The 19,760-nt window shown below is 66.6% G+C and carries 19 protein-coding genes; 8 read left to right on the top strand and 11 right to left on the bottom strand.

Annotation, left to right across the window (positions count from 1 at the left end):
* Positions 1 to 128 precede the first annotated feature (128 nt).
* The 7 genes from C8J44_RS06755 to C8J44_RS06725 all read right to left on the bottom strand — a co-directional run bounded on the left by C8J44_RS06755 (position 129) and on the right by C8J44_RS06725 (position 7,059).
* Complete coding sequence (locus C8J44_RS06755) at positions 129 to 881, bottom strand: phosphoadenylyl-sulfate reductase (protein ID WP_060527031.1); 753 nt, start codon at positions 879 to 881, stop codon at positions 129 to 131.
* Positions 874 to 1,314 (bottom strand): DUF934 domain-containing protein, encoded by a 441-nt coding sequence (locus C8J44_RS06750; RefSeq protein WP_056050673.1) that lies wholly within the window; start codon positions 1,312 to 1,314, stop codon positions 874 to 876. Before C8J44_RS06750 ends, C8J44_RS06755 begins: the two co-directional genes overlap by 8 nt.
* Positions 1,307 to 2,938 (bottom strand): nitrite/sulfite reductase, encoded by a 1,632-nt coding sequence (locus C8J44_RS06745; RefSeq protein WP_121903938.1) that lies wholly within the window; start codon positions 2,936 to 2,938, stop codon positions 1,307 to 1,309. The genes C8J44_RS06750 and C8J44_RS06745 overlap by 8 nt, the downstream gene beginning before the upstream one ends.
* 1 nt (position 2,939) lies before the next feature.
* Positions 2,940 to 3,236: a DUF2849 domain-containing protein gene (locus C8J44_RS06740; RefSeq protein WP_121903937.1), complete on the bottom strand. Its 297-nt coding sequence runs from the start codon at positions 3,234 to 3,236 to the stop codon at positions 2,940 to 2,942.
* Complete coding sequence (cobA, locus tag C8J44_RS06735) at positions 3,233 to 4,024, bottom strand: uroporphyrinogen-III C-methyltransferase (RefSeq protein ID WP_121903936.1); 792 nt, start codon at positions 4,022 to 4,024, stop codon at positions 3,233 to 3,235. The genes C8J44_RS06740 and cobA overlap by 4 nt, the downstream gene beginning before the upstream one ends.
* A gap of 90 nt (positions 4,025 to 4,114) precedes the next feature.
* The gene (gene astD / locus C8J44_RS06730) at positions 4,115 to 5,527 is read right to left on the bottom strand and encodes a succinylglutamate-semialdehyde dehydrogenase (RefSeq protein ID WP_121903935.1); all 1,413 of its coding nucleotides are present in this window, start codon (positions 5,525 to 5,527) and stop codon (positions 4,115 to 4,117) included.
* Positions 5,528 to 5,697: 170 nt separating this feature from the next.
* Complete coding sequence (locus C8J44_RS06725) at positions 5,698 to 7,059, bottom strand: protein adenylyltransferase SelO (RefSeq protein ID WP_121903934.1); 1,362 nt, start codon at positions 7,057 to 7,059, stop codon at positions 5,698 to 5,700.
* A 37-nt stretch (positions 7,060 to 7,096) separates the two neighbouring features.
* Here C8J44_RS06725 and C8J44_RS06720 point away from each other — a divergent pair, with 37 nt between their 5' ends.
* The 3 genes from C8J44_RS06720 to C8J44_RS06710 all read left to right on the top strand — a co-directional run bounded on the left by C8J44_RS06720 (position 7,097) and on the right by C8J44_RS06710 (position 10,083).
* Entirely contained in the window at positions 7,097 to 7,978 is an 882-nt protein-coding gene (locus C8J44_RS06720; protein ID WP_121904615.1) for an alpha/beta fold hydrolase, read from the top strand.
* Positions 7,979 to 8,045: 67 nt separating this feature from the next.
* A complete protein-coding gene (locus C8J44_RS06715) occupies positions 8,046 to 8,804 on the top strand; it encodes an SDR family oxidoreductase (RefSeq protein WP_121903933.1) in 759 nt (252 codons plus the stop codon).
* A 169-nt stretch (positions 8,805 to 8,973) separates the two neighbouring features.
* Complete coding sequence (locus C8J44_RS06710) at positions 8,974 to 10,083, top strand: glycosidase (protein ID WP_121903932.1); 1,110 nt, start codon at positions 8,974 to 8,976, stop codon at positions 10,081 to 10,083.
* Positions 10,084 to 10,258: 175 nt separating this feature from the next.
* Here the strand turns inward: C8J44_RS06710 and mqo are convergent, their stop codons facing one another.
* Entirely contained in the window at positions 10,259 to 11,992 is a 1,734-nt protein-coding gene (gene mqo / locus C8J44_RS06705) for a malate dehydrogenase (quinone) (protein ID WP_220683098.1), read from the bottom strand.
* A gap of 313 nt (positions 11,993 to 12,305) precedes the next feature.
* Here mqo and C8J44_RS06700 point away from each other — a divergent pair, with 313 nt between their 5' ends.
* The 4 genes from C8J44_RS06700 (at position 12,306) to C8J44_RS06685 (ending at position 16,225) form a co-directional block, all read left to right on the top strand.
* Positions 12,306 to 13,454, top strand: coding sequence for a glycosyltransferase (locus C8J44_RS06700; RefSeq protein ID WP_121903930.1), 1,149 nt, complete (start codon positions 12,306 to 12,308; stop codon positions 13,452 to 13,454).
* A 69-nt stretch (positions 13,455 to 13,523) separates the two neighbouring features.
* Positions 13,524 to 14,927 (top strand): nitronate monooxygenase family protein, encoded by a 1,404-nt coding sequence (locus C8J44_RS06695; protein WP_056050660.1) that lies wholly within the window; start codon positions 13,524 to 13,526, stop codon positions 14,925 to 14,927.
* A gap of 246 nt (positions 14,928 to 15,173) precedes the next feature.
* Positions 15,174 to 15,812 carry a LysE family translocator gene (locus C8J44_RS06690; RefSeq protein WP_121903929.1) on the top strand — a complete coding sequence of 213 codons (639 nt, stop codon included), beginning with the start codon at positions 15,174 to 15,176 and terminating at the stop codon, positions 15,810 to 15,812.
* Between the two features lie 167 nt (positions 15,813 to 15,979).
* Complete coding sequence (locus tag C8J44_RS06685; protein ID WP_235529850.1) at positions 15,980 to 16,225, top strand: hypothetical protein; 246 nt, start codon at positions 15,980 to 15,982, stop codon at positions 16,223 to 16,225.
* A gap of 131 nt (positions 16,226 to 16,356) precedes the next feature.
* Here the strand turns inward: C8J44_RS06685 and C8J44_RS06680 are convergent, their stop codons facing one another.
* A complete protein-coding gene (locus C8J44_RS06680) occupies positions 16,357 to 17,355 on the bottom strand; it encodes a D-glycerate dehydrogenase (RefSeq protein ID WP_121903928.1) in 999 nt (332 codons plus the stop codon).
* Between the two features lie 118 nt (positions 17,356 to 17,473).
* Here C8J44_RS06680 and C8J44_RS06675 point away from each other — a divergent pair, with 118 nt between their 5' ends.
* Positions 17,474 to 17,974 (top strand): SH3 domain-containing protein, encoded by a 501-nt coding sequence (locus C8J44_RS06675; RefSeq protein ID WP_121903927.1) that lies wholly within the window; start codon positions 17,474 to 17,476, stop codon positions 17,972 to 17,974.
* Positions 17,975 to 18,083: 109 nt separating this feature from the next.
* On the opposite strand, the gene C8J44_RS06670 is transcribed toward C8J44_RS06675, so the two are convergent.
* Positions 18,084 to 18,446, bottom strand: coding sequence for a DUF559 domain-containing protein (locus tag C8J44_RS06670; protein ID WP_310886158.1), 363 nt, complete (start codon positions 18,444 to 18,446; stop codon positions 18,084 to 18,086).
* Positions 18,447 to 18,547: 101 nt separating this feature from the next.
* Positions 18,548 to 19,741, bottom strand: coding sequence for an acetyl-CoA C-acyltransferase (locus tag C8J44_RS06665; RefSeq protein WP_404969190.1), 1,194 nt, complete (start codon positions 19,739 to 19,741; stop codon positions 18,548 to 18,550).
* Between the last annotated feature and the right edge of the window lie 19 nt (positions 19,742 to 19,760).

Here is a 19,760-nt window from a genome sequence, read left to right as displayed (position 1 = left end):
CCCGCGGCTACTTGGCCGTGGGAAGGGAGAGGGGCATGTGGCTCGGGACGGTCCATCCCAACGCCCCTCTCCCTTCCGTCGCCAAGTGGCTCCTCCCTCCCTCTCCCCGAAGGGGCGAGGGAAAGTGGTCAGATCATCGGGTCGTAATCGGTAGGCGCGTGGATGCCGCATTCGACCTTGTCGAAACTGCGCCACCGGCCTGCCCGGGGGTCTTCGCCGGGGGCGACTTTGGTCGTGCACGGCGCGCAGCCGATCGAGAGATACCCCTGCGCCTCCAACGGATGCCGCGGCAACTCATGCTCCGCGAAATACGCGTCGAGCTTGGCCTTGTCCCAATCCGCCAGCGGGTTGATCTTCAACCGCCCCTCATCCTCCTCGAACCGCGGCAAGGCGGTACGAGTCCCCGACTGGAACCCCTTCCGCCCCGAAATCCACGCATCGAACGGCGCCAACGCCCGCCGCAACGGCTCGACTTTGCGCAGATCGCAGCAGCCATCGGGATCGTAGGACCAGCGCAAACCCGTCTTGTCCTTGATCGCCAGCAACCGCGGATCGGGCCGAAACACACGCAGGTCGGTGAAGCCCAGCTTCTCCGCCAGCTCATCACGGTACGCCAAGGTCTCGCCGAACATCTTCTGCGTATTCGTGAACACCACCGGCACATCGACATCGACCTGCGCGACCATGTGCAGCAGCACCGCCGACTCCGCGCCAAACGACGACACCGCCGCGATCCGCCCGCGCAACTCGCCGACCAGCAGCTCGAACAGCATCTCCTGTGCGGAGACGCCCTCGAACCGCTCCTGCATCGCCATCGCATCGGCGCGCGTGAACGCCGGCGTGACGTCGATCATGTCGAGTTGGCGCGCGGGCTCACCCATGGCGCAGCTTCCACACCGGCACCGCGCCATCGGCCGCCTTCTGGTACGGCGTGTCGTAGCGCTCCAGGCTCGCGCGTAGCACGTCGATATCGATCGGCGCCTGCGGTGCGAAGCTGTCGAACCCGCAGCGCCGCATCAGCGGAATCTGATCGACCAACACGTCGCCCTGCGCGCGCAGTTCGCCGGTATACCCCGCCTCGCGCAGGATCCGCGCGGACGAATAGCCACGCCCGTCGCGGTAGCCGGGGAAGCTCACCTCGATCAGCGCGAGCTGGTCGATCTGCGGCAACAGCGCGCGCGCGTCGTCGCCCGCCTCCAGGCGCACCGCCGCGGCATTGCTCTGGCCGATGAACGAATCGAGCGTCACCGCGGGCTCGTCATGCGGCTCGTCGTCGCGGAAGCGGAGCAATGTCTGGTCCGGATACTCAACCATAGATCGCCTCCTTGAACGTCTCGAAGCCGACGCGGCGGTAGGTGTCGAGGAAGCGTTCGCCGGGATCGCGGACCTGCAGATAGCGGTCGGTGACACGCTCGATCGCGTCGACCACGCCGTCCTCCGAGAAGCCGGGCCCGGTGATTTTCGCGAGGCTCACGTCCTCCGCGCCAGAGCCGCCGAGCGAGAGCTGGTAATTCTCGGTGCCCTTCTTGTCGACGCCGAGAATGCCGATGTGGCCCGCGTGATGATGCCCGCACGCGTTGATGCAGCCGCTGATCTTCAGCTTCAACTCACCCAAGTCGCGCTGCCGATCGAGACTGCCGAAGCGAGTCGCTATCTTCTGCGCGAGCGGGATCGAGCGTGCGTTGGCGAGGCTGCAATAATCCAGACCGGGGCAGGCGATGATGTCGCTGATCAGATCGAGATTGGCCTCGGCGAGCCCTGCCTCGTTCAGCGCCGACCATACCGCATGCAGGTCGGCGATGCGGACGTGCGGCAGAACGATGTTCTGCGCATGCGTGACGCGCAGTTCGTCGAAGCTGTAGCGCGTGCCGAGATCGGCCATCACATCGATCTGGTCCGCCGACGCATCGCCGGGGATACCGCCGATCGGCTTGAGGCTGATGTTGACGATCGCATAGCCCGGCTGCTTGTGCGCTTTCACGTTCTGGTCGAGCCAGACCGCGAAGTCGGGATCGCTGCGGTCGATGTCGGTCGAGGCATTGGCGTCGAAATCGGGCGCGCCGAAGTGGCTGGTAATGCGCTCTAGCTCGGCGCGCGGAGGATCGAGGCCGAGGCCCTTCACCGCGGCGAATTCCTCCTCGACCTGGCGGCGATATTCGTCGGGACCGACCTCGTGGAGCAGGATCTTGATCCGCGCCTTGTAGATATTGTCGCGACGGCCGTAGCGATTGTAGACGCGCAGGCACGCCTCGAGATAGCTCATCAGGTCGTCGGCGGGGACGAAGTCGCGGATCTCGTGGCTGATCATCGGCGTACGGCCCATGCCGCCGCCGACATAGATCTTCGCGCCAAGTTCGCCGTCGCGAACGTGCAACCCGATGCCGATGTCGTGCAGGCGCATCGCCGCACGATCCTCGTCCGCCGCGATCACGCAGATCTTGAATTTCCGCGGGAGGTAGGTGAATTCCGGATGGAACGTGCTCCATTGGCGGATCAGCTCGGCCCAGGGGCGCGGATCGGCGACCTCGTCCGCGGCGGCGCCGGCGAACTGGTCGGAGCTGATGTTGCGGATGCAGTTGCCGCTGGTCTGGATGGCGTGCATCTCGACCGTCGCGAGCTCCTGGAGGATGTCCGGCGTCTGGTCGAGCTGGATCCAGTTGAACTGGATGTTCTGGCGCGTGGTGAAGTGGCCGTAACCGCGATCGTACTTGCGCGCGATGTGGCCGAGCATCCGCATCTGCCGCCCGTCCAGCGTCCCGTACGGCACCGCCACGCGCAGCATGTACGCGTGCAGCTGGAGGTACAGGCCGTTCATCAGCCGAAGCGGCTTGAACTGGTCCTCGGTCAGCTCGCCCGAAAGGCGGCGGCGGACCTGGTCACGAAACTCGTCGACGCGCTGGTCGACGATCGCCTGGTCGTATTCGTCGTATTTATACATATCAGATTACCCAGCTGCCGGCGTTGGGGTCGGCGGGTTTGAGGGTCAGGTCGGGTCGCATCGTCGGGCCGAGCGCGCGGATGCGGTCCTTGATGTGGGCGGGGCGGGGGCCGTCTTCGGTCTGCGTCGCCTCGATCAGATAGGGGACGTTGACGCGGCGCGCGCCTTCCTCCGCCTGGAGGATGGCTTCACCCGCGACGCCGACGTCCGCCGCTTCCTCGATGTGGCGCGACCAGCCGTTGCCGGTCCACCAAACGACGTCGCCGGTGGGAAGGTCGTTTCCGGTCAACAGCTTCATGCGGCAGCGTCCTCTGCTACGCGGGCCCAGCGGGCGAGTTTGTCTTCGGCGTCCGACAGTTCGACGACCTCGCCGACGACGATGATCGCGGGGCTTTTCACCGCCTCGCGCGTCACCATCGCGCCGAGATCGGCAAGCAACGTCCGGATCGCCCGCGAGCCCTCGAGCGTGCCGCGTTCGAGCACTGCGACGGGCATGTCGGGGGCGACGCCATCGGTCATCAGCTTGTCGGCGATGTCGGTCGCGCTCGCGATGCCCATGTAGATCACCAGCGTTCGACCCTGTCCGGCCAGCCCCGCCCAGTTCTGTTCGCTCAGCCCCTTGCACTGGCCCGCGACGAAGCTGACCGCGCTCGAATGATCGCGGTGAGTGAGCGGTAGCATCGCTTCGGCGGCGCAACCGAGCGCGGCGGAGACGCCGGGGATTACCTCGACGGGCAGGCCCGCTGCGCGGACCGCCTCGACTTCCTCGCCGCCCCGACCGAACACGAACGGGTCGCCACCCTTCAGGCGGATGACGATCGCGCCGGTCTTAACATGCGCGATGATCAGCGCGTTGATCGCCTCCTGCGGCAGTGTGTGGCGCGCGCGCTGCTTGGCAACCGAGATGCGCTGTGCGCCCGGCGGCGCGATGTCGAGCACGCGCGGGTCGATCAGCCCGTCATGCACGACGACGTCGGCGGTCTTCAGCGCCTCGACCGCGCGGACGGTGAGGAGGCCGGGATCGCCCGGCCCCGCCCCGACGAGGATGACGCGCCCGCGGGCGGTGGGATCTAGGAGGCTTGCCATAGGATAAGAGATGGACGGCAACCCGCTGCACCGCAACCGAATGATGCTTTGGCGGGAGGTAGGATTGCTTTCGAACGCGCCGAAACGCGGTCAGCCGTCGGCGAGGCCGATGCCGATCGACGCACGCGCGCTCTCGGATTCGCTGCTGACGACCGGGTAGGCGCAGTAATCCGCGGCGTAATAGGCGCTCGGACGATGATTGCCCGACCAGCCGATGCCGCCGAACGGGGCTCCGCTCGAGGCACCATTGGTCGGCTTGTTCCAGTTGACGATGCCGGCGCGGATGTTCGCCCAGAACCGGTCGTACAGCGCGGGCGTCTGGCTGATCAGCGACGCAGACAGGCCGTAGCGCGTGTTGTTGGCCTCGGCGATCGCGGCGTCGAAATCGTCGACGCGAACAACCTGCAGGATCGGCCCGAACAGCTCGATATCGGGGCGGTCGGCGATATCGGTGACGTCGATCAGCGCGGGTTTCAGGAACGGCAGGTCCGCGACCGGGCGTTCGAGGTGACGGATCGCGCGGCCACCGCGCGTGAGCAGTTCGAGGAAGCTTTCGGTCAGCTGCTCGGCGGCTTCGTTGTCGATCACCGGGCCCATGAACGGGGCGGGGTTGGCATGCGGCTCGCCGACGATGATCCGGCCGACCATCTTGTCGACGGTGGCGATCAGCGGGTCATAGAGCTTGGTGTCGACGATCAGCCGGCGCGCCGCGGTGCAGCGCTGCCCGGCGGTGGTGAAGGCCGACTGGATGATCAGGATCGCCGCGGTGTGCAGGTCGGGCGTGTCCCACACGACGATCGGGTTGTTGCCGCCCATCTCGAGCGCGAGGATCTTCTCGGGCTTGTCGGCGAACGCGCGGTTGAGCGCGAGGCCGGTGCGCGCCGAGCCGGTGAACAACAGCCCGTCGATATCGGGGTGCGCGGCGAGCGCCTTGCCTTCGTTCGGGCCGCCGATCACGAGGCGGATGCACTCGGGGGGTACGCCCGCGGCGCGGAAGCATTCGACGAGGAAGGCGCCCACGGCCGGGGTTTTTTCCGACGGCTTGAAGACGACCGCGTTACCGGCGATCAGTGCGGGAACGATGTGGCCGTTGGGCAGATGCGCGGGAAAATTATACGGCCCGAGCACCGCGAGCACGCCATGCGGCTTGTGGCGGACGGCGATCCGCGACCCCATCGTCGCTTCGAGACGGCGCTGCGCGGTACGGTCGGCATAGGCGCTGACCGAGATGTCGACCTTGGCGATCACCGTCTCGACTTCGCCACGCGCTTCCCAGATCGGCTTGCCGGTTTCGCGGGAGATCAGGTCGGTGAACGCGTCGTTGCGCTGCCGGACGATGTTGGCGAAGCGCCGCATCGTCTCGATCCGGAAGGCCAGCGGCTTCGACGCCCAGCTCGACCAGCCGGCGCGCGCGCAGGCGACTTCGGCATCGACGTCGCCGATCGGTTGACGCCAGAGAATCGCGCCGGTGGCCGGCTCGTAGGAGATGATCTCGTCGGACATGCGCCGCTCTTGCCTTGATTCGCGGCGAGTTTCCACTGGCGGATGCGTCGCTTTCTTCTTCCCTCCCTGGAAGGGAGGGGGCGGGGGTGGGTGGGCCGGTTCGTGACACAACCGTCGCACCACACGGAAACCGACCCACCCCCAGCCCCTCCCTTCCAGGGAGGGGGGAGTTACTCGGCGAGTGCTTCGCCCATCGTGCGGATGGCGGCGACCTTGGCGTTCAGCGCACTCCAGTCGTCGTGCTCGGCGATCGGCGCCCAGATCGCCTCCACCTCGTCGATCAGCATGCTGCACGGCTCGCCCGCCCAGTACGGGTGCGAGCGGTCCTTCCGGGGTTCGTAGGTGGCGAGCGCGGTGCGGACTTCGGCCCAGGGTTCGGCGTAGGCGTCGGGCAGATTCCCACCGAACGCGTCGAAGAAGAACCGGTCGATCCCGACGCCGGAGGTGCGGAGCGCGCGTTCGGTGGCCTGGACGAGGTCGCGGTCGGCATCCGGATCGCGCGGGCGGACGCCGAGACGCCAGAGGATCGCCTGCGTGACTTCGGGTTGGTAGCGCGGACCGAACTGGTCGAGCGCGGCCACCAGCGGGTCGCTCTCGGCGATCTGGCGGAGCGCCACGGCCAGCTGCATCACGTCCCAGTGGATCGCCTCGGGCTGGCGGCCGAACGCGTAGAGCCCCTGGTGATCGAAATAGGCAGCGGTGAAGGCCGGGTCCCAGGTCGGGGCGAATCGCCACGGGCCATAGTCGAAGCTCTCGCCGGTAACGTTGATATTGTCCGAATTGAGCACGCCGTGGACGAACCCCGCTGCCATGTAGCGCGCCGCGAGACGCGCGGTACGGCCGACGACGAGGTCGAGCAGGCGGACCGGATCGTCGCTGTCCTCGTCGTAGAGGTTGCGGAGCGTGTAGCCGACGAGTTTGCGCAAACCCGCTTCGTCGCGTTCGTAGGCGAGGCGCTGGAAGCTGCCGATTCGGACGTGGCTGTGGTTGAGGCGGACGAGGACCGCCGATCGCGTCGGGCTGGGCTCGTCGCCGCGCTGGAGTTCCTCGCCGGTCTCGATCAGCGACAGCGTGCGCGAGGTAGGGACGTTGAGCGCTTCGAGCATCTCGGTCGCGAGGATCTCGCGCATCCCGCCCTTTAGTGTCAGGCGGCCATCGCCCGCGCGGCTCCACGGGGTCTGGCCCGATCCCTTGGTGCCGAGGTCCATCAGGCGACCGCGATCGTCGCGCATCTGCGCGAAGGTGAAACCGCGGCCATCGCCGAGATCGGGATTGTAGTTGCGGAACTGATGGCCGTGATAGCGGAGGGCCAAGGGCTGGGGGAGCGTGTCGGGGAGCGGTGAGAACCGGCCGAAATGGCGCGTCCATTCGTCATCCGTCAGCGTGTCGAGACCGATCTGCGCGGCGGCGCGGTCGTTGCGGAAACGAAGCCGCGTCTCGGGGAAGTCGGCGGGCGCGACGGGATCGAAGAAGCCGTCCCCCAGTGTTAGAAGTTCAGCTTCGGGGCGATACACTTGCGGGTCGATGGCCATGCGGCGATATGGTGGCCGCTACCCGAAGGACGCAACCATGGCCGCATACGAAAACCTCTATTGGTGGTCCAACGACGAGCTGAGACTCCACGCGCGCGACTATCCGGGGGGCGAGGAAGGCCAACCGCCGATCCTGTGCATGGCCGGGCTGACGCGCAATGCGCGCGATTTCGATGCGCTTGCGGCAAGGCTGGCCGGGCGCTGGCGCCTGATCGCCGTGGACTTTCGCGGGCGCGGCGAGAGCGCGTATGCGAAGGACCCGATGTCGTATGTCCCGCTGACCTATGTGCAGGACGTCGAGGCGCTGCTGACGGAGCAGGGGATCGATCGGTACATCGCGTTCGGCACGTCGCTGGGCGGAATCGTCACCATGCTGATGGCGGGGCCGTCGCGGGGGCGGATGACGGCGGCGTTGCTCAACGACGTCGGGCCGGAGATCGACGCGCAGGGGCTGGCGCGGATCCGCGGCTATGTCGGCAAGTCCAGCGTCTTCCCGACCTGGATGCACGCCGCGCGCTGCGTCGCCGAGAATAACGGCGATGTGTATCCCGACTGGCAGATCGAGGATTGGCTGGCGATGGCCAAGCGCCTGTACCGGCTCAACAGTTCGGGGCGGATCGTGCTCGATTACGATTTGAAGATCGCCGAGCCGTTCCGCGTGCCGGGGAACGAAGCGGGGCCGGACATGTGGCAGGCGCTGGGCTCGCTGCGCGACGTGCCGACGCTGATCGTGCGTGGCGGGCGCTCGGACCTGCTGTCGGCGGCGACCGCGGAGCGGATGGCGGCGTCGCTCGACTTGGCCGAAGTGGTGACGCTGCCGGGCGTCGGCCACGCCCCGACGCTGAGCGAGACGATGCTGCAGGAGCCGATCGACCGATTGCTGGCACGCGCGCTTGAGGGGGCGGCGATCCGCGCTTAGGGGAGGGCGGCGCGCAGTGTTTCACCGTGCATTTCGCCGCCAATCTGCTGACAAGCCGGGATACTTGATGACCGAACTCTCCGACGCCCACACCACCGTCCGCCCGCTGAAGGGCCGCCGCGCGATCATCACCGGGGGGACCACCGGGATCGGCCGGGCGATCGCGGTGCTGCTCGCCTCGGAGGGCGCCAAGGTCTATATCTGCGGCCGCGACGAACGCTATCTGCAGGATGCGCTCGCCCGCATTCGCGAAGTCGGCGAGGGCGACGGGATGATCACCGAACTCGCCGATCCCGACAAGGTCCGCGCGTTCTTCGACGCGGGCGAAGCGTATCTCGGCGGCTTCGACATCACCGTCGTTAACGCGGCGGTCGCGGCCGGCGGCCTGACGCAGATGAGCGAGGACGAGCTTCGCTATGCGATCGCGGTCGATTTCACCGCGTACCTGCTCAGCGCGCATCACGCCGCTCACCGGATGACGCCGATCAGCGACATCGTCATCATCGGCTCGCTGAGCGCGCATATCCTCGGGCCGAGCTCGACGGTGTATGCCGGGGTCAAGTCGGGGATCGCCGGCTTCTCGGAAGCGTTGCGGCGCGAGCTCGGGCCGAAGGGGATCAAGGTCTCGCTGGTCGAGCCGGGCAAGGTCGGCTCGAACATGCAGTATCCCGACGTGCCAGACGACAAGCAGCGGCAGATGATCGAAGCGGAGCAGATGCTGCGCGCCGAGGACATCGCGGTCGGGGTCGAGTTCGTCCTGACGCAGCCGACCCGGACCGTGATCCAGCAGATCGTCATCGTCCCGCGGGCGCTCGAGGGGGAATAGGCGCGCCAGCGGCTAACCCACCCCCCGTTCGCGCGGCGCCCGTCCCGTCATCCTGACGAAAGTCAGGATCCAGAGTAACGGCGAACTGCCCTTGATGACCCTGGATCCTGACTTTCGTCAGGATGACGGAGCAGGTGGAAGTCGCCAGACGTCAATCAAGGAGAATAGCATGTTCGACCAGCTCGTCTTCACCCCCGCCGACATCGACCTGTCGCGCTCGCCGCTGGCGGGGAAGGTCGGTGCCGAGACCTATGTGCTCGGGGCGTTCAATCCCGGGATGACGCGGCTGGCGAACGGCAATCTGCTGCTGATGGTGCGCGTCGCCGAGGCGCTCAAGCAGCCGGTCAAGAACGGCAACGTCCACGCGATCCGGTGGCAGGACGGCGCCTATCTGCTCGATGCGTGGCCGTTGCAGATGGTCGATACCAAGGATCCGCGCAAATTCCTGATTCCCGGCGGCGGATGGAAGGTGATGGCGCTGACGTCGCTGTCGTGGCTGCTGCCGGTCGAACTCGACGCCGAGGGGCGCTCGGTCGTCACGGTGCATTACGGCAAGGCGATCGCGCCGCGCACCTCGTACCAATGCTACGGCGTCGAGGATGCACGGATCTCGAAGGTCGGCGATCGCTATCTGATGACGACCTGCTCTGTCAGCCCGGAGCGGCATTCGACGACGTTGTATTCCTCCGCCGACGCGCTCGACTGGCAGCTCGAGGGGATCGTTCTCGATCACCAGAACAAGGACATGCTGATCTTCGAAGGACTGATCGACGGGCAGTATTGGGCGCAGACGCGGCCGCTCGGCGACCTGTATTTCGCGTATCCGCCGAACAGCGAATGGCGCAGCGGGCCATCGATCAACCTGTCGCGCTCACCCGATGCGCTGCACTGGAAGCCGCACGACAAGCCCGGCATCCGCCCGCATTCGGCCACCGTCTCGACCGCGCGGATGGGCGGCGGCGCCCCCCCGATCCTGACCGATCGCGGATGGCTGACCTTGTGGCACGGGGTGGAGCCGTCGGGCGTGGTCGGTATCTACCGGACGTACTGGTCGATCCTCGACAAGGACGACCCCTCGATCACGGTCGCGACCGAGCATACCGCGCTGCTCGAGCCGAACCCCACGCTGACCGAGCCGCTGAAGGACCAGATGTATCTCGACAACGTCGTCTTCACGACGGGCATCGCGGATGCGGGAGATTTCTACGTGGTGGCGAGCGGCGAGGCCGACCTGGCATGCCGGATCACGCATATCCCGAAGGATATGTTCGCCGCCTGATCGCGATTCTGCAGCTAGATAATTACGGCTTTTTCTTCGTCATGCCGGGCTTGTTCCGGCATCCACTGTTCCGCAAACTCATCGAGATTTGGTTTGCGGCACGGTGGACCCCGGAACAAGTCCGGGGTGACGGGGCGGTTTTGGCATCTGCAAGGGCTTAACCTGATCCCCGCTCTTACAGCGCCAGATCGGGGCTGCGGTCGACCTTGACGCGCGTCGCCGCAGGCTTCGGCTGCGTCGCGACCTGCACCGCCGGCGACGGCACCGTCAGTTGCAGCGTCTGCGCGGTCGCCGCCCAGGTCTTGGCGATCAGGTCGGGCTTGTCGTTGAGCGTGACGCCGTAGCTCGGGACGATCTCGCGGATCTTGCCCTGCCACGCCGCCGTCGCGAGGTGGTTGGGGAACACCTTCTTGAGCAAATCTAGCATGATCGACGGCGCCGTCGACGCGCCCGGCGACGCGCCGAGCAAGGCCGCGATCGAGCCGTCCTTCGACGCGACGATCTCGGTGCCGAGTTTCAGCACGCCGCCCTTGTTCGGATCGCGCTTGATGATCTGGACGCGCTGCCCCGCCTGCCACAGGCGCCAGTCGCCATCCTTCGCGCCCGGGAAATACTCGCGCAGCGCGGTCATCCGGTCGGCGTCCGACATGATCAGCTGCCCCGCGAGATATTCGACGAGATCGAAATCGTCCCAGCCGACCGCGATCATCGGCCGGAAATTGTCGAGCGTCACCGACGCCGGCAGATCGAAATACGAGCCTTCCTTCAGGAACTTGGTCGAGAAGGTCGCGAACGGGCCGAACAGCAGCGCCTGCTTGCCGTCGAGATAGCGCGTGTCGAGATGCGGCACCGACATCGGCGGCGAGCCGACCGCGGCCTTGCCGTAGACCTTGGCGAGATGACGCTGCGCCACCTCGGGCTTGTCGGTGACGAGGAACGAGCCACCGACAGGGAAGCCGGCATAATCGTCGGCCTCGGGAATCCCAGACTTCTGCAGGATCGGCAGCGCGCCACCGCCCGCGCCGGCGAACACGAAGCGCGCGTTGATGATCCGCTTCTCGTCGCTCTTCATGTCGCGCGCGGTGACCCGCCAGCGCTTGTCCTCGCTACGCTCCAGCGACCGAACTTCATGGCCGGTGGTCAGCGTGAAGCCCGGCTGCTTGCGCATCGCGTCGACATATTGCCGCGTGACCTCGCCCCAGTTGCAGTCGGTGCCGAGCGGCGAGCGCGTCGCGGCGAGCTTCATGGTGGGGTCGCGGCCCTGCATCATCACCGGCACCCACTGCGCGATCTGCTTGGGATCGGTCGAGAATTCCATGCCCGAGAACAGCGGGCTCGCCTGCAACGCGGCGTGGCGCTTGCGCAGGAACGCGACGTTCGCATCGCCCCACACCAGGTTCATGTGCGGGGTCGAGTTGATGAACGAGCGCGGGTTGGCGAGCATCCCGGCATCGACCTGATGGCTGAGGAACTGGCGGGTGACCTGGAACTGCTCGTTGATCTCGATCGCCTTCTTGATCTCGACCAGGCCGTCGGCCGCGTTGACCGGCGTGTAGTTCAGTTCGCACAGCGCCGAGTGACCGGTGCCCGCGTTGTTCCAGCCGTTCGAGCTTTCCTCCGCGACCTTGTCGAGCCGTTCGACCAGTTCGATCGTCCAGGTGGGTTCGAGCTGGTGGAGCAGCACCGCGAGCGTCGCGCTCATGATGCCGCCACCGACCAGCAGTACGTCGACATTGCGCTCGGTGGGGGCTGCATCGGCGGATGCCAGCGGCAGCATCGCCGCGCCGCCCGCGGTAATCGCCGACCCCAGCAGCCCGCGCCGCGTTACGCGCGTGTCGATCGTCGCCGCGCGGTCGGAGTCGCCATTCAGCTGGGGCGTCGTCATGTCGTCGTTGGAAGGGAGCCGCATCGTCGTGCCTCGTCGTTGGCGGTCTGGCCCGGCCTCCAGCGCTTCGACAGCGGGGGCGGGACTCAAGGACCGGATTGTCGTTCGGGCCGCGCGAAGATCTTACCGCATATAGGCAAAACCATCGATCGAGCGCGACCGCTGCTCGAAATCCTCGTCCAACTCTCTGTCAGTCTTCGGGTGTCGTCACGCTGCTTGCTGCGCATGACGTTGTTGTCACATAATGGCATCGCGGTACCGATCGTGCAAGACCGCACCGGCTAAAGCGGGTTTGCGCCACCTTGAAAGCTGCCGCGAAAATCGGCATCGGTCGCGGATGGCCGCACCCGTCAACATCCTCCATCTCCACTCGTCGTTCGACCTCGGCGGCAAGGAGGCGCGTGCGGTTCGGCTGATGAATGCGTTCGGCGATCGGGCGAAGCACACCATCGTATCGGGGATGCCCGATGCGCTCAGCGCGCGGGACTCGATCGCGAAGGGCATCCGCTACGAGATCGCGCAGAATCCACCGCCGCTGACGGGCAAGCCTTCGGTCAAGCGCTACGAGGCCATCGCGCAGTATATGCGGCGGTTCGACCTCGTGTTGACGTACAACTGGGGCGCGATCGACGGGGCGATGGCCCGCCGCGCGTTCGCCACGGGCGCGCCGCCGCTCGTGCACCACGAGGACGGGTTCAACGCGGACGAGGCGAGCGGGCTCAAGATCGAGCGCAACATCTACCGGCGGCTCGCGCTGGGCGCGGCGCATGCGCTCGCGGTGCCCTCCGAGGTGCTCGAAGGCATCGCGCTGAAGACCTGGAAACAGCCGCGCGAGCGCGTCCACCGGATCGTCAACGGGATCGGCACCGCCTATTACGCGCAGAAGCCCGAGCCCAAGGCGATCCCCGGCTTCACGCGCAACGCCAAGGAAACCGTGATCGGCGCGCTCGCCGGCCTGCGCGAGGTGAAGGACCTGACCGCGCTGGTCCGGGCTGTCGGTGGCGTCTCGGGCAGGGTGCGGCTGGTGATCGTCGGCGAGGGGCCGGAGCGCGCGAACATCCTGCAAGCCGCCGCCGCGATGGGGATGGCGGACAAGCTCGTGCTGCCCGGGTTCCTCGATCGCCCCTACCGGTACATCGGCCATTTCGACATGCTCGCGATGTCGTCGCGCAGCGAGCAGTTTCCGATCGCGGTGGTCGAGGCGATGGCGGCGGGCCTGCCGATCGCGAGCTATCCGGTCGGCGATATCACGCGCATGGTCTCGGCGGAAAACCTGCCGTTCGTGACCGATATCGCCAATGAAGTCCGGCTGCGCGACGCGTTGCAGGCACTGGTCGGCGATCCGGCGTTGCGCGCCTCGGTCGGGGCCGCGAACCAGGCCAAGGCGCGGGCGGAATTCGACGAAGCGGTTATGATCGCTCGCTATCGCGCGCTGTACGAGGACGCGCTCGGGCGGCCGGGCGCACTTGGCGATCTACTAACCTAGGTCTTAATATTGCTCGCGCGCTGCGTCCTTGCGATATAGGGGGCCGTATTTTCCGGGAGAGGTGACGTCGTGTTCAAGGGCCTGAAGCCTATCGTCTATAACGGTCGGGAAGTCTGGCCTCTGGTTGAGGGCGGCAAGGGTGTCGCCGCGACCAACCACGCGTCGGCCGGCGCCTGGGCTGCCGCCGGGGGTATCGGCACGGTGTCGGCTGTCAACGCCGACAGCTATGATCCCGACGGCAAGATCATCCCGCAGGTCTATGCGGCGCTGACCCGGCGCGACCGGCACGAGGAACTCGTCGAATACGCGATCGAAGGCGCGGTCCAGCAGGTCGAGCGCGCCTACGAGATCGCCGACGGCAAGGGCGCGATCAACATCAACGTGCTGTGGGAAATGGGCGGCGCGCAGCGGATCCTGCACGGCGTTCTCGAACGCACGCGCGGCAAGGTCGCCGGCGTCACCTGCGGTGCGGGCATGCCGTACAAGCTGTCCGAAATCACCGCATCCTACGGCGTCAGCTATCTGCCGATCGTCAGCTCCGGCCGTGCCTTTCGCGCATTGTGGAAGCGGGCCTATTCGAAGGCGGCCGAATGGCTTGCCGCGGTGGTGTATGAGGATCCGTGGCTTGCAGGCGGGCATAACGGCCTGTCGAATGCCGAGGACCCGCTGAAGCCGCAGGACCCGTATCCGCGCGTGAAGGAGCTGCGCGACGTGATGCGCGAAGGTGGCATCAGCGACGACGTGCCGATCGTGATGGCGGGCGGCGTCTGGTATCTGCGCGACTGGAACGACTGGATCGACAATCCCGAGCTTGGCACGATCGCGTTCCAGTTCGGCACGCGGCCGCTTCTCACGCGCGAAAGCCCGATTCCCGAGGGCTGGAAGAACGCACTGACGCAGATCGAGCCCGGCGACGTGCTGCTGCACAAATTCTCGCCGACCGGCTTCTACTCGTCCGCGGTGCGCAATCCGTTCCTGCGCTCTTTGGAAGCACGCTCCGAGCGCCAGATCGCCTTCTCGACGCAGGAGGCGGGCGATCACGTGTTCCAGCTCGACGTCGGCGTGAAGGGCAAGAACTTCTGGGTCACGCGCAACGACCTGCTGCGTGCGCGGCAGTGGTTCGGCGAGGGCTATACCGACGCGCTGAAGACGCCGGACAACACGCTGGTGTTCGTCAGCCCGACCGAGAAGGGCATGATCCGCAAGGACCAGTCGGATTGCATGGGCTGCCTGTCGCAATGCTCGTTCTCGAGCTGGGCGGATACCGAGACCAACTCGACCGGACGCCTCGCGGACCCGCGCAGCTTCTGCATCCAGAAGACGTTGCAGGACATCGCGCACGGCGGCGACATCGACCAGAACTTGATGTTCGCGGGCCATGCCGCGTACAACTTCAAGAAGGATCCGTTCTACTCGAACGGTTTCGTGCCGAGTGTGGGACAGCTGGTCGACCGGATTTTGACGGGGGATTGAGGCTGGAGGCAGTAGCGAACCGCAGTTTAGCGGCGGTGCTGCTGTGCCAACACGCCACGTTCTTCGTCATGCCGGGCTTGTTCCGGCATCCACGGTGCCGCGCTATCTCGAGTGTGAGTTTGCCGCACCGTGGACCCCGGAACAGGTCCGGGGTGACGGACTGTTTTTGGCAGGGCTCTGAGCAGGCTGCGGGCGCCAGTAGGCAGCCAGGTCTTCTTCATCAGCATGAAGGGCAGGGGAGTAAACATGACGCTACACGCCTGGTGGTTGTTCGTGGTCGCGGTGTTCCTCCTATGCGGAACGCCCGGACCCAACATGCTGCACGTCATGACACGCAGCATCGCCTTCGGCGCGCGGCGCAGCGTCGCGGCAATGGCGGGGTGCCTTACCGCGCTGGTGCTCGTGCTGGCGGCGTCCGCGGCGGGTGTGTCCGCGCTGCTCGCGGCATGGCCGCGCGTGTTCGACGCGCTGCGCTATGCCGGCGTCGCGTACCTCATATTCCTCGGGATCAAGGCGTGGCGCGGGGCGGGGTCTCCGATCGACGTCGGCGACGATACGACGCCGGTGGCGCTCCCCCCGACCGTGTCGGCGTGGCGCCTGTTTCGCGGCGGGTTCGTGATCGGGATCAGCAATCCCAAGCTGCTGCTGTTCGCCGCAGCATTCCTGCCGCAGTTCGTCGATCGCGCCTCACCGCAGGCACCGCAGTTCGCGATCCTGGTGGCGACCTTCGCGGTCGTCGAAAGCTTCTGGTACGGCGTGTATGCAGCCGGTGGGCGAACGCTCGCGCGCTATCTGACGCGTCCGGCGTTGCGGCGCGCGTTCGACCGCGCGACGGGGGCGATCTTCGTCGGTTTCGGTCTCGCTTTTCTGCGGGTGCGGGCATAGCCAAAGCATGCCGCGCCATTGCCGTTCGGGGCGATAGCGCGCATAGCTGATGCATCGCGGCGCTTCGTACGGGCATGCTGCGACTGAGAGATGCTTTGCGCTCCCGCTCCGAGCCGGGAATGCCGCATGACGATCACTTCTGCCATCGTGACCTCAGGGATCGCATCGTGACGACGGGCACCGACACGGTCGTGCCGATCTCGCGCGCGGTCAATGTCAGCGTCGAACAGCCTCAGGTCGTCGCGATGTGCAAGAAGCACGACGCGACCATCAGCGCGATCGAAACGCTGCCGTCGGGCGGCACGCGCGTCGTGCTGATGAACAGTGCGGACGCCGCTAAGATCATCAAGGCGTTCGGCTCCAAGGTGCTGACCGGTACGGTAGCGCGAACCCACTGGATGCGCGCGGTCTGAGAGTTACGGAACGATCCTCCCCCGCCAGGGGGAGGTGGCTGGCCCTTGCCAGTCGGAGGGGGAGGACGGCGAAACGTCGCGTGTCCCCCGTCACCACCTCAACCTTGCGGGGGAGGATCAACGGCGGAAGCTCATACCCAGCCGTCGAGCACCTGATCCGGCGGACGATGGCCATCCGCCCACATCCGGATGTTCTGGATGACGCGCTCGCCCGATGCCATCCGCCCTTCGAGTGTCGCCGAGCCCATGTGCGGCAACATCACGACATTGGGCAACGCCAGCAGGCGGGGATCGATCACCGGCTCGTGCGCCCAGACGTCGAGTCCCGCGCCCGCCAGGCGTCCGGTTTCCAACGCCTCAACCAGCGCCACCTCGTCGACGATTCCGCCGCGCGCCGCATTGATCAAATACACATGCGGTCGCATCAGGCCGATCCGGCGGGCGTCGATGAGGTCACGGCTGTCGGCGTTCAAGGGGGTGTGGATCGTGACGATGTCGACCGCGCCCAGCATTTCGTCGAGCGACTCGTGCCACGTGGCAGCGAGCTGCGCCTCGCGGACGGCGGGCAGGCGGGTGCGATTGTGGTAATGGATCGTCAGCCCGAACGCGCGTGCCCTGAGCGCGACCGCCTGGCCGATCCGCCCCATCCCGACGATCCCGAGCGCCTTGCCGCCGATCCGGTGGCCGAGCATCCCGCCGGGGCTCCAGCCCTTCCACTGGCCAGAGCGCACCAGCTTCTCGCCCTCCGCCAGACGCCGCGGCACCGACAGGATCAGCGCCATCGTCATGTCCGCGGTGTCCTCGGTGAGCACTCCCGGCGTGTTGGTGACGATGATCCCGCGTGCGCGTGCCGCCTTCAGGTCGATATGGTTCACGCCCGCACCGTAGTTCGCGATCAGCTTCAGGCGATCGCCTGCGCCCGCGATCAGCGCGGCGTCGATGTCGTCGGTCACGGTCGGCACGAACACGTCGCAATCGGCCATCGCCGCGGCGAGCTGGTCGCGGTCGAGCTTGGTGTCGGCGCGGTTGTTCTGCGTGTCGAACAGCGCCTCCATCCGATCCATCAGCGTATCGGCCAGCTCGCGGGTGACGACGACCTTGGGGTTCGGACAGCGGCGTGTGTCGGTCATGCGACCGGCTTGGCGAAGCCGCTCGTGCCCGTCAACGTCGAGCCCGCAACTTCGGGGCCGCAACTTCGGTTGAGGAAAGCGGTTCGTCGCGATAGGAGTTCGGTTCGCCAGTTAGGACATGACCATGCGCATTCTCGCCGCCGCGCTTTCCGCTCTTGTTGCCACCGCGCTGGTGCCCGACCCGGTGACCGCGGCCGACGCGACGAAGAAGAGCGTGCCCTATTACGCGTCGATCTCGGCGTCGCGCGCGCGGATGCGGACCGGGCCGGCCCGGACGTATCCCGCGAGCTGGCTGTATCAACGCCAGGACCTTCCCATCAAGGTTGTCGCGATCTTCAAGGAATGGCGCAAGATCGCGGATCCCGACGGGACCGAGGGCTGGATGCAGGCGAACCTGTTGAGCGGCACGCGCACCGCGATCGTGCATGGCGGGGGGCCGGTGGACCTGCGCGAGAAGCCCGATGCAGGAAGCCGGGTGCTGTGGCGCGCGGCACCGGGCGTGGTCGGGCGGCTGAGCCGGTGCGGCAATGGCTGGTGCCGGTTGGATGTGAAGGGGCAGGCGGGGTTTGTTGCCGTTGGCGGGCTTTGGGGTGTCGAGGCGGGTGAGACTCTGCCTTGAGGCTTTGAGGGGGCGTTTTGGGAGGCGTCGCTTGATGCGGAAGCCGACCCACCCCTAGCCCCTCCCTTCCAGGGAGGGGGTAAGAAGTTACCAGTCGGGCGGCTTCCTTCTAGTTCCCCTCCCTGGAAGGGAGGGGCTGGGGGTGGGTTGGCCGCTGAAGACGGAGGACGCTTGCCAGGATCGTCTCGGTTACGCCGTCTGGATTGCGGGTAACGTCGGAGTTCCAGAACCGGATCACCGTCCACCCCAGCGCTTCCAACCGCCGCGTCCTCGAACGGTCCCGAACCGAGTCGATGTGCTGGCTCCCGTCGAACTCCACCGCCAGCCGCACCTCCCGGCACGCCAAGTCGACGATAAACCGCTCGATCACCAACTGCCGAGTAAACCGCGGCCGAAAATACGCGACCCTATGCCAGATCGCGATATCCGCATCCGTCGGATGATTGCGAAACTCTCGAGCGCGCCGCGTCATCTCGGGAGGGATACGGGCCATCGTTCCAAACTGCTCTCGAGACTCGTGGAGAGCAACCCACCCCCAACCCCTCCCTTCCAGGGAGGGGGGAAGTCAGCGCATCAGTTCCACAATTCCACCGCCATCGCGGTAGCCTCGCCGCCACCGATGCAGAGCGAGGCAAGCCCGCGCTTCTGCCCGGTCGTCTCCAGCGCCGACAGCAACGTCGCCAGGATCCGCGCGCCGCTAGCGCCGATCGGATGACCGAGCGCGCACGCGCCGCCGTGGATGTTGACCTTCTCATGCGGCAAACCAAGGTCGCGCATCGCGATCATCGCGACGACGGCGAAGGCTTCGTTGACCTCGAACAGGTCGATGTCCGACGCCGACCAGCCGGCCTTCTCCATCGCCTTGCGCATCGCGAACACCGGCGCGGTCGTGAACAGCGCCGGGGCATGGGCATGCGCGGCATGCGCTACGACGCGCGCGATCGGGGTGATGCCGAGTCGGTCCGCAACGCTAGCCCGCGTCATCACCAAAGCCGCGGCACCGTCGGAGATCGACGAGGCGTTGGCGGCGGTGATTGTGCCGTCTTTCGAGAAGGCGGGCTTCAGCGTCGGGATCTTGGCGACGTCGCCCTTGGCCGGCTGCTCGTCGAGCGAGACCGTGGTCGTGCCCTTGCGCCCGGCGATATCGACGGAGACGATCTCCCGGTCGAACGCGCCGGACTTCTGCGCGGCTTGCGCCCGGTGCAGCGATTCGATCGCGTAGTCGTCCATCTGCTTGCGCGTAAACTGGTATTCGTGCGCGGTGTCCTCGGCGAAATTGCCCATCAGCTTGCCGGGTTCGTACGCGTCCTCGAGCCCGTCGAGATACATGTGGTCGTACATCCGGTCATGCCCGATCCGCGCGCCGCCACGGTGGCTTTTCGAGAGGTATGGCGCGTTGGTCATGCTCTCCATGCCCCCCGCGACGAGCAGGTCGACCGAGCCTGCAGCCAGTGCATCCGCGGCAAGGATCGCCGCCTGCATCCCCGATCCACACATCTTGTTGACCGTCGTCGCCTCGACGTGATCGCCAAGACCCGCGTTGATCGCAGCCTGTCGCGCCGGCGCCTGGCCGAGCCCGGCAGGCAGCACGCAACCCATGTAGATCCGCTCGATCTCAGCGGCGGAGACGCCCGAGCGCTCGACCGCACCGCGCACCGCGTCGGCGCCAAGCTGTGTTGCGGTAGCGCCCGCAAGCGCGCCCTGGAACGATCCCATCGGCGTGCGCGCGTAGGACAGGATGACGATGGGATCTCGATCGGCGGCCACTTCACTCTCCATGTATTCT

This window comes from Sphingomonas sp. PP-CE-3A-406 (assembly GCF_003688625.1).
Classification (GTDB): domain Bacteria; phylum Pseudomonadota; class Alphaproteobacteria; order Sphingomonadales; family Sphingomonadaceae; genus Sphingomonas.
This window is presented reverse-complemented; position numbering and strand designations above follow the sequence as displayed.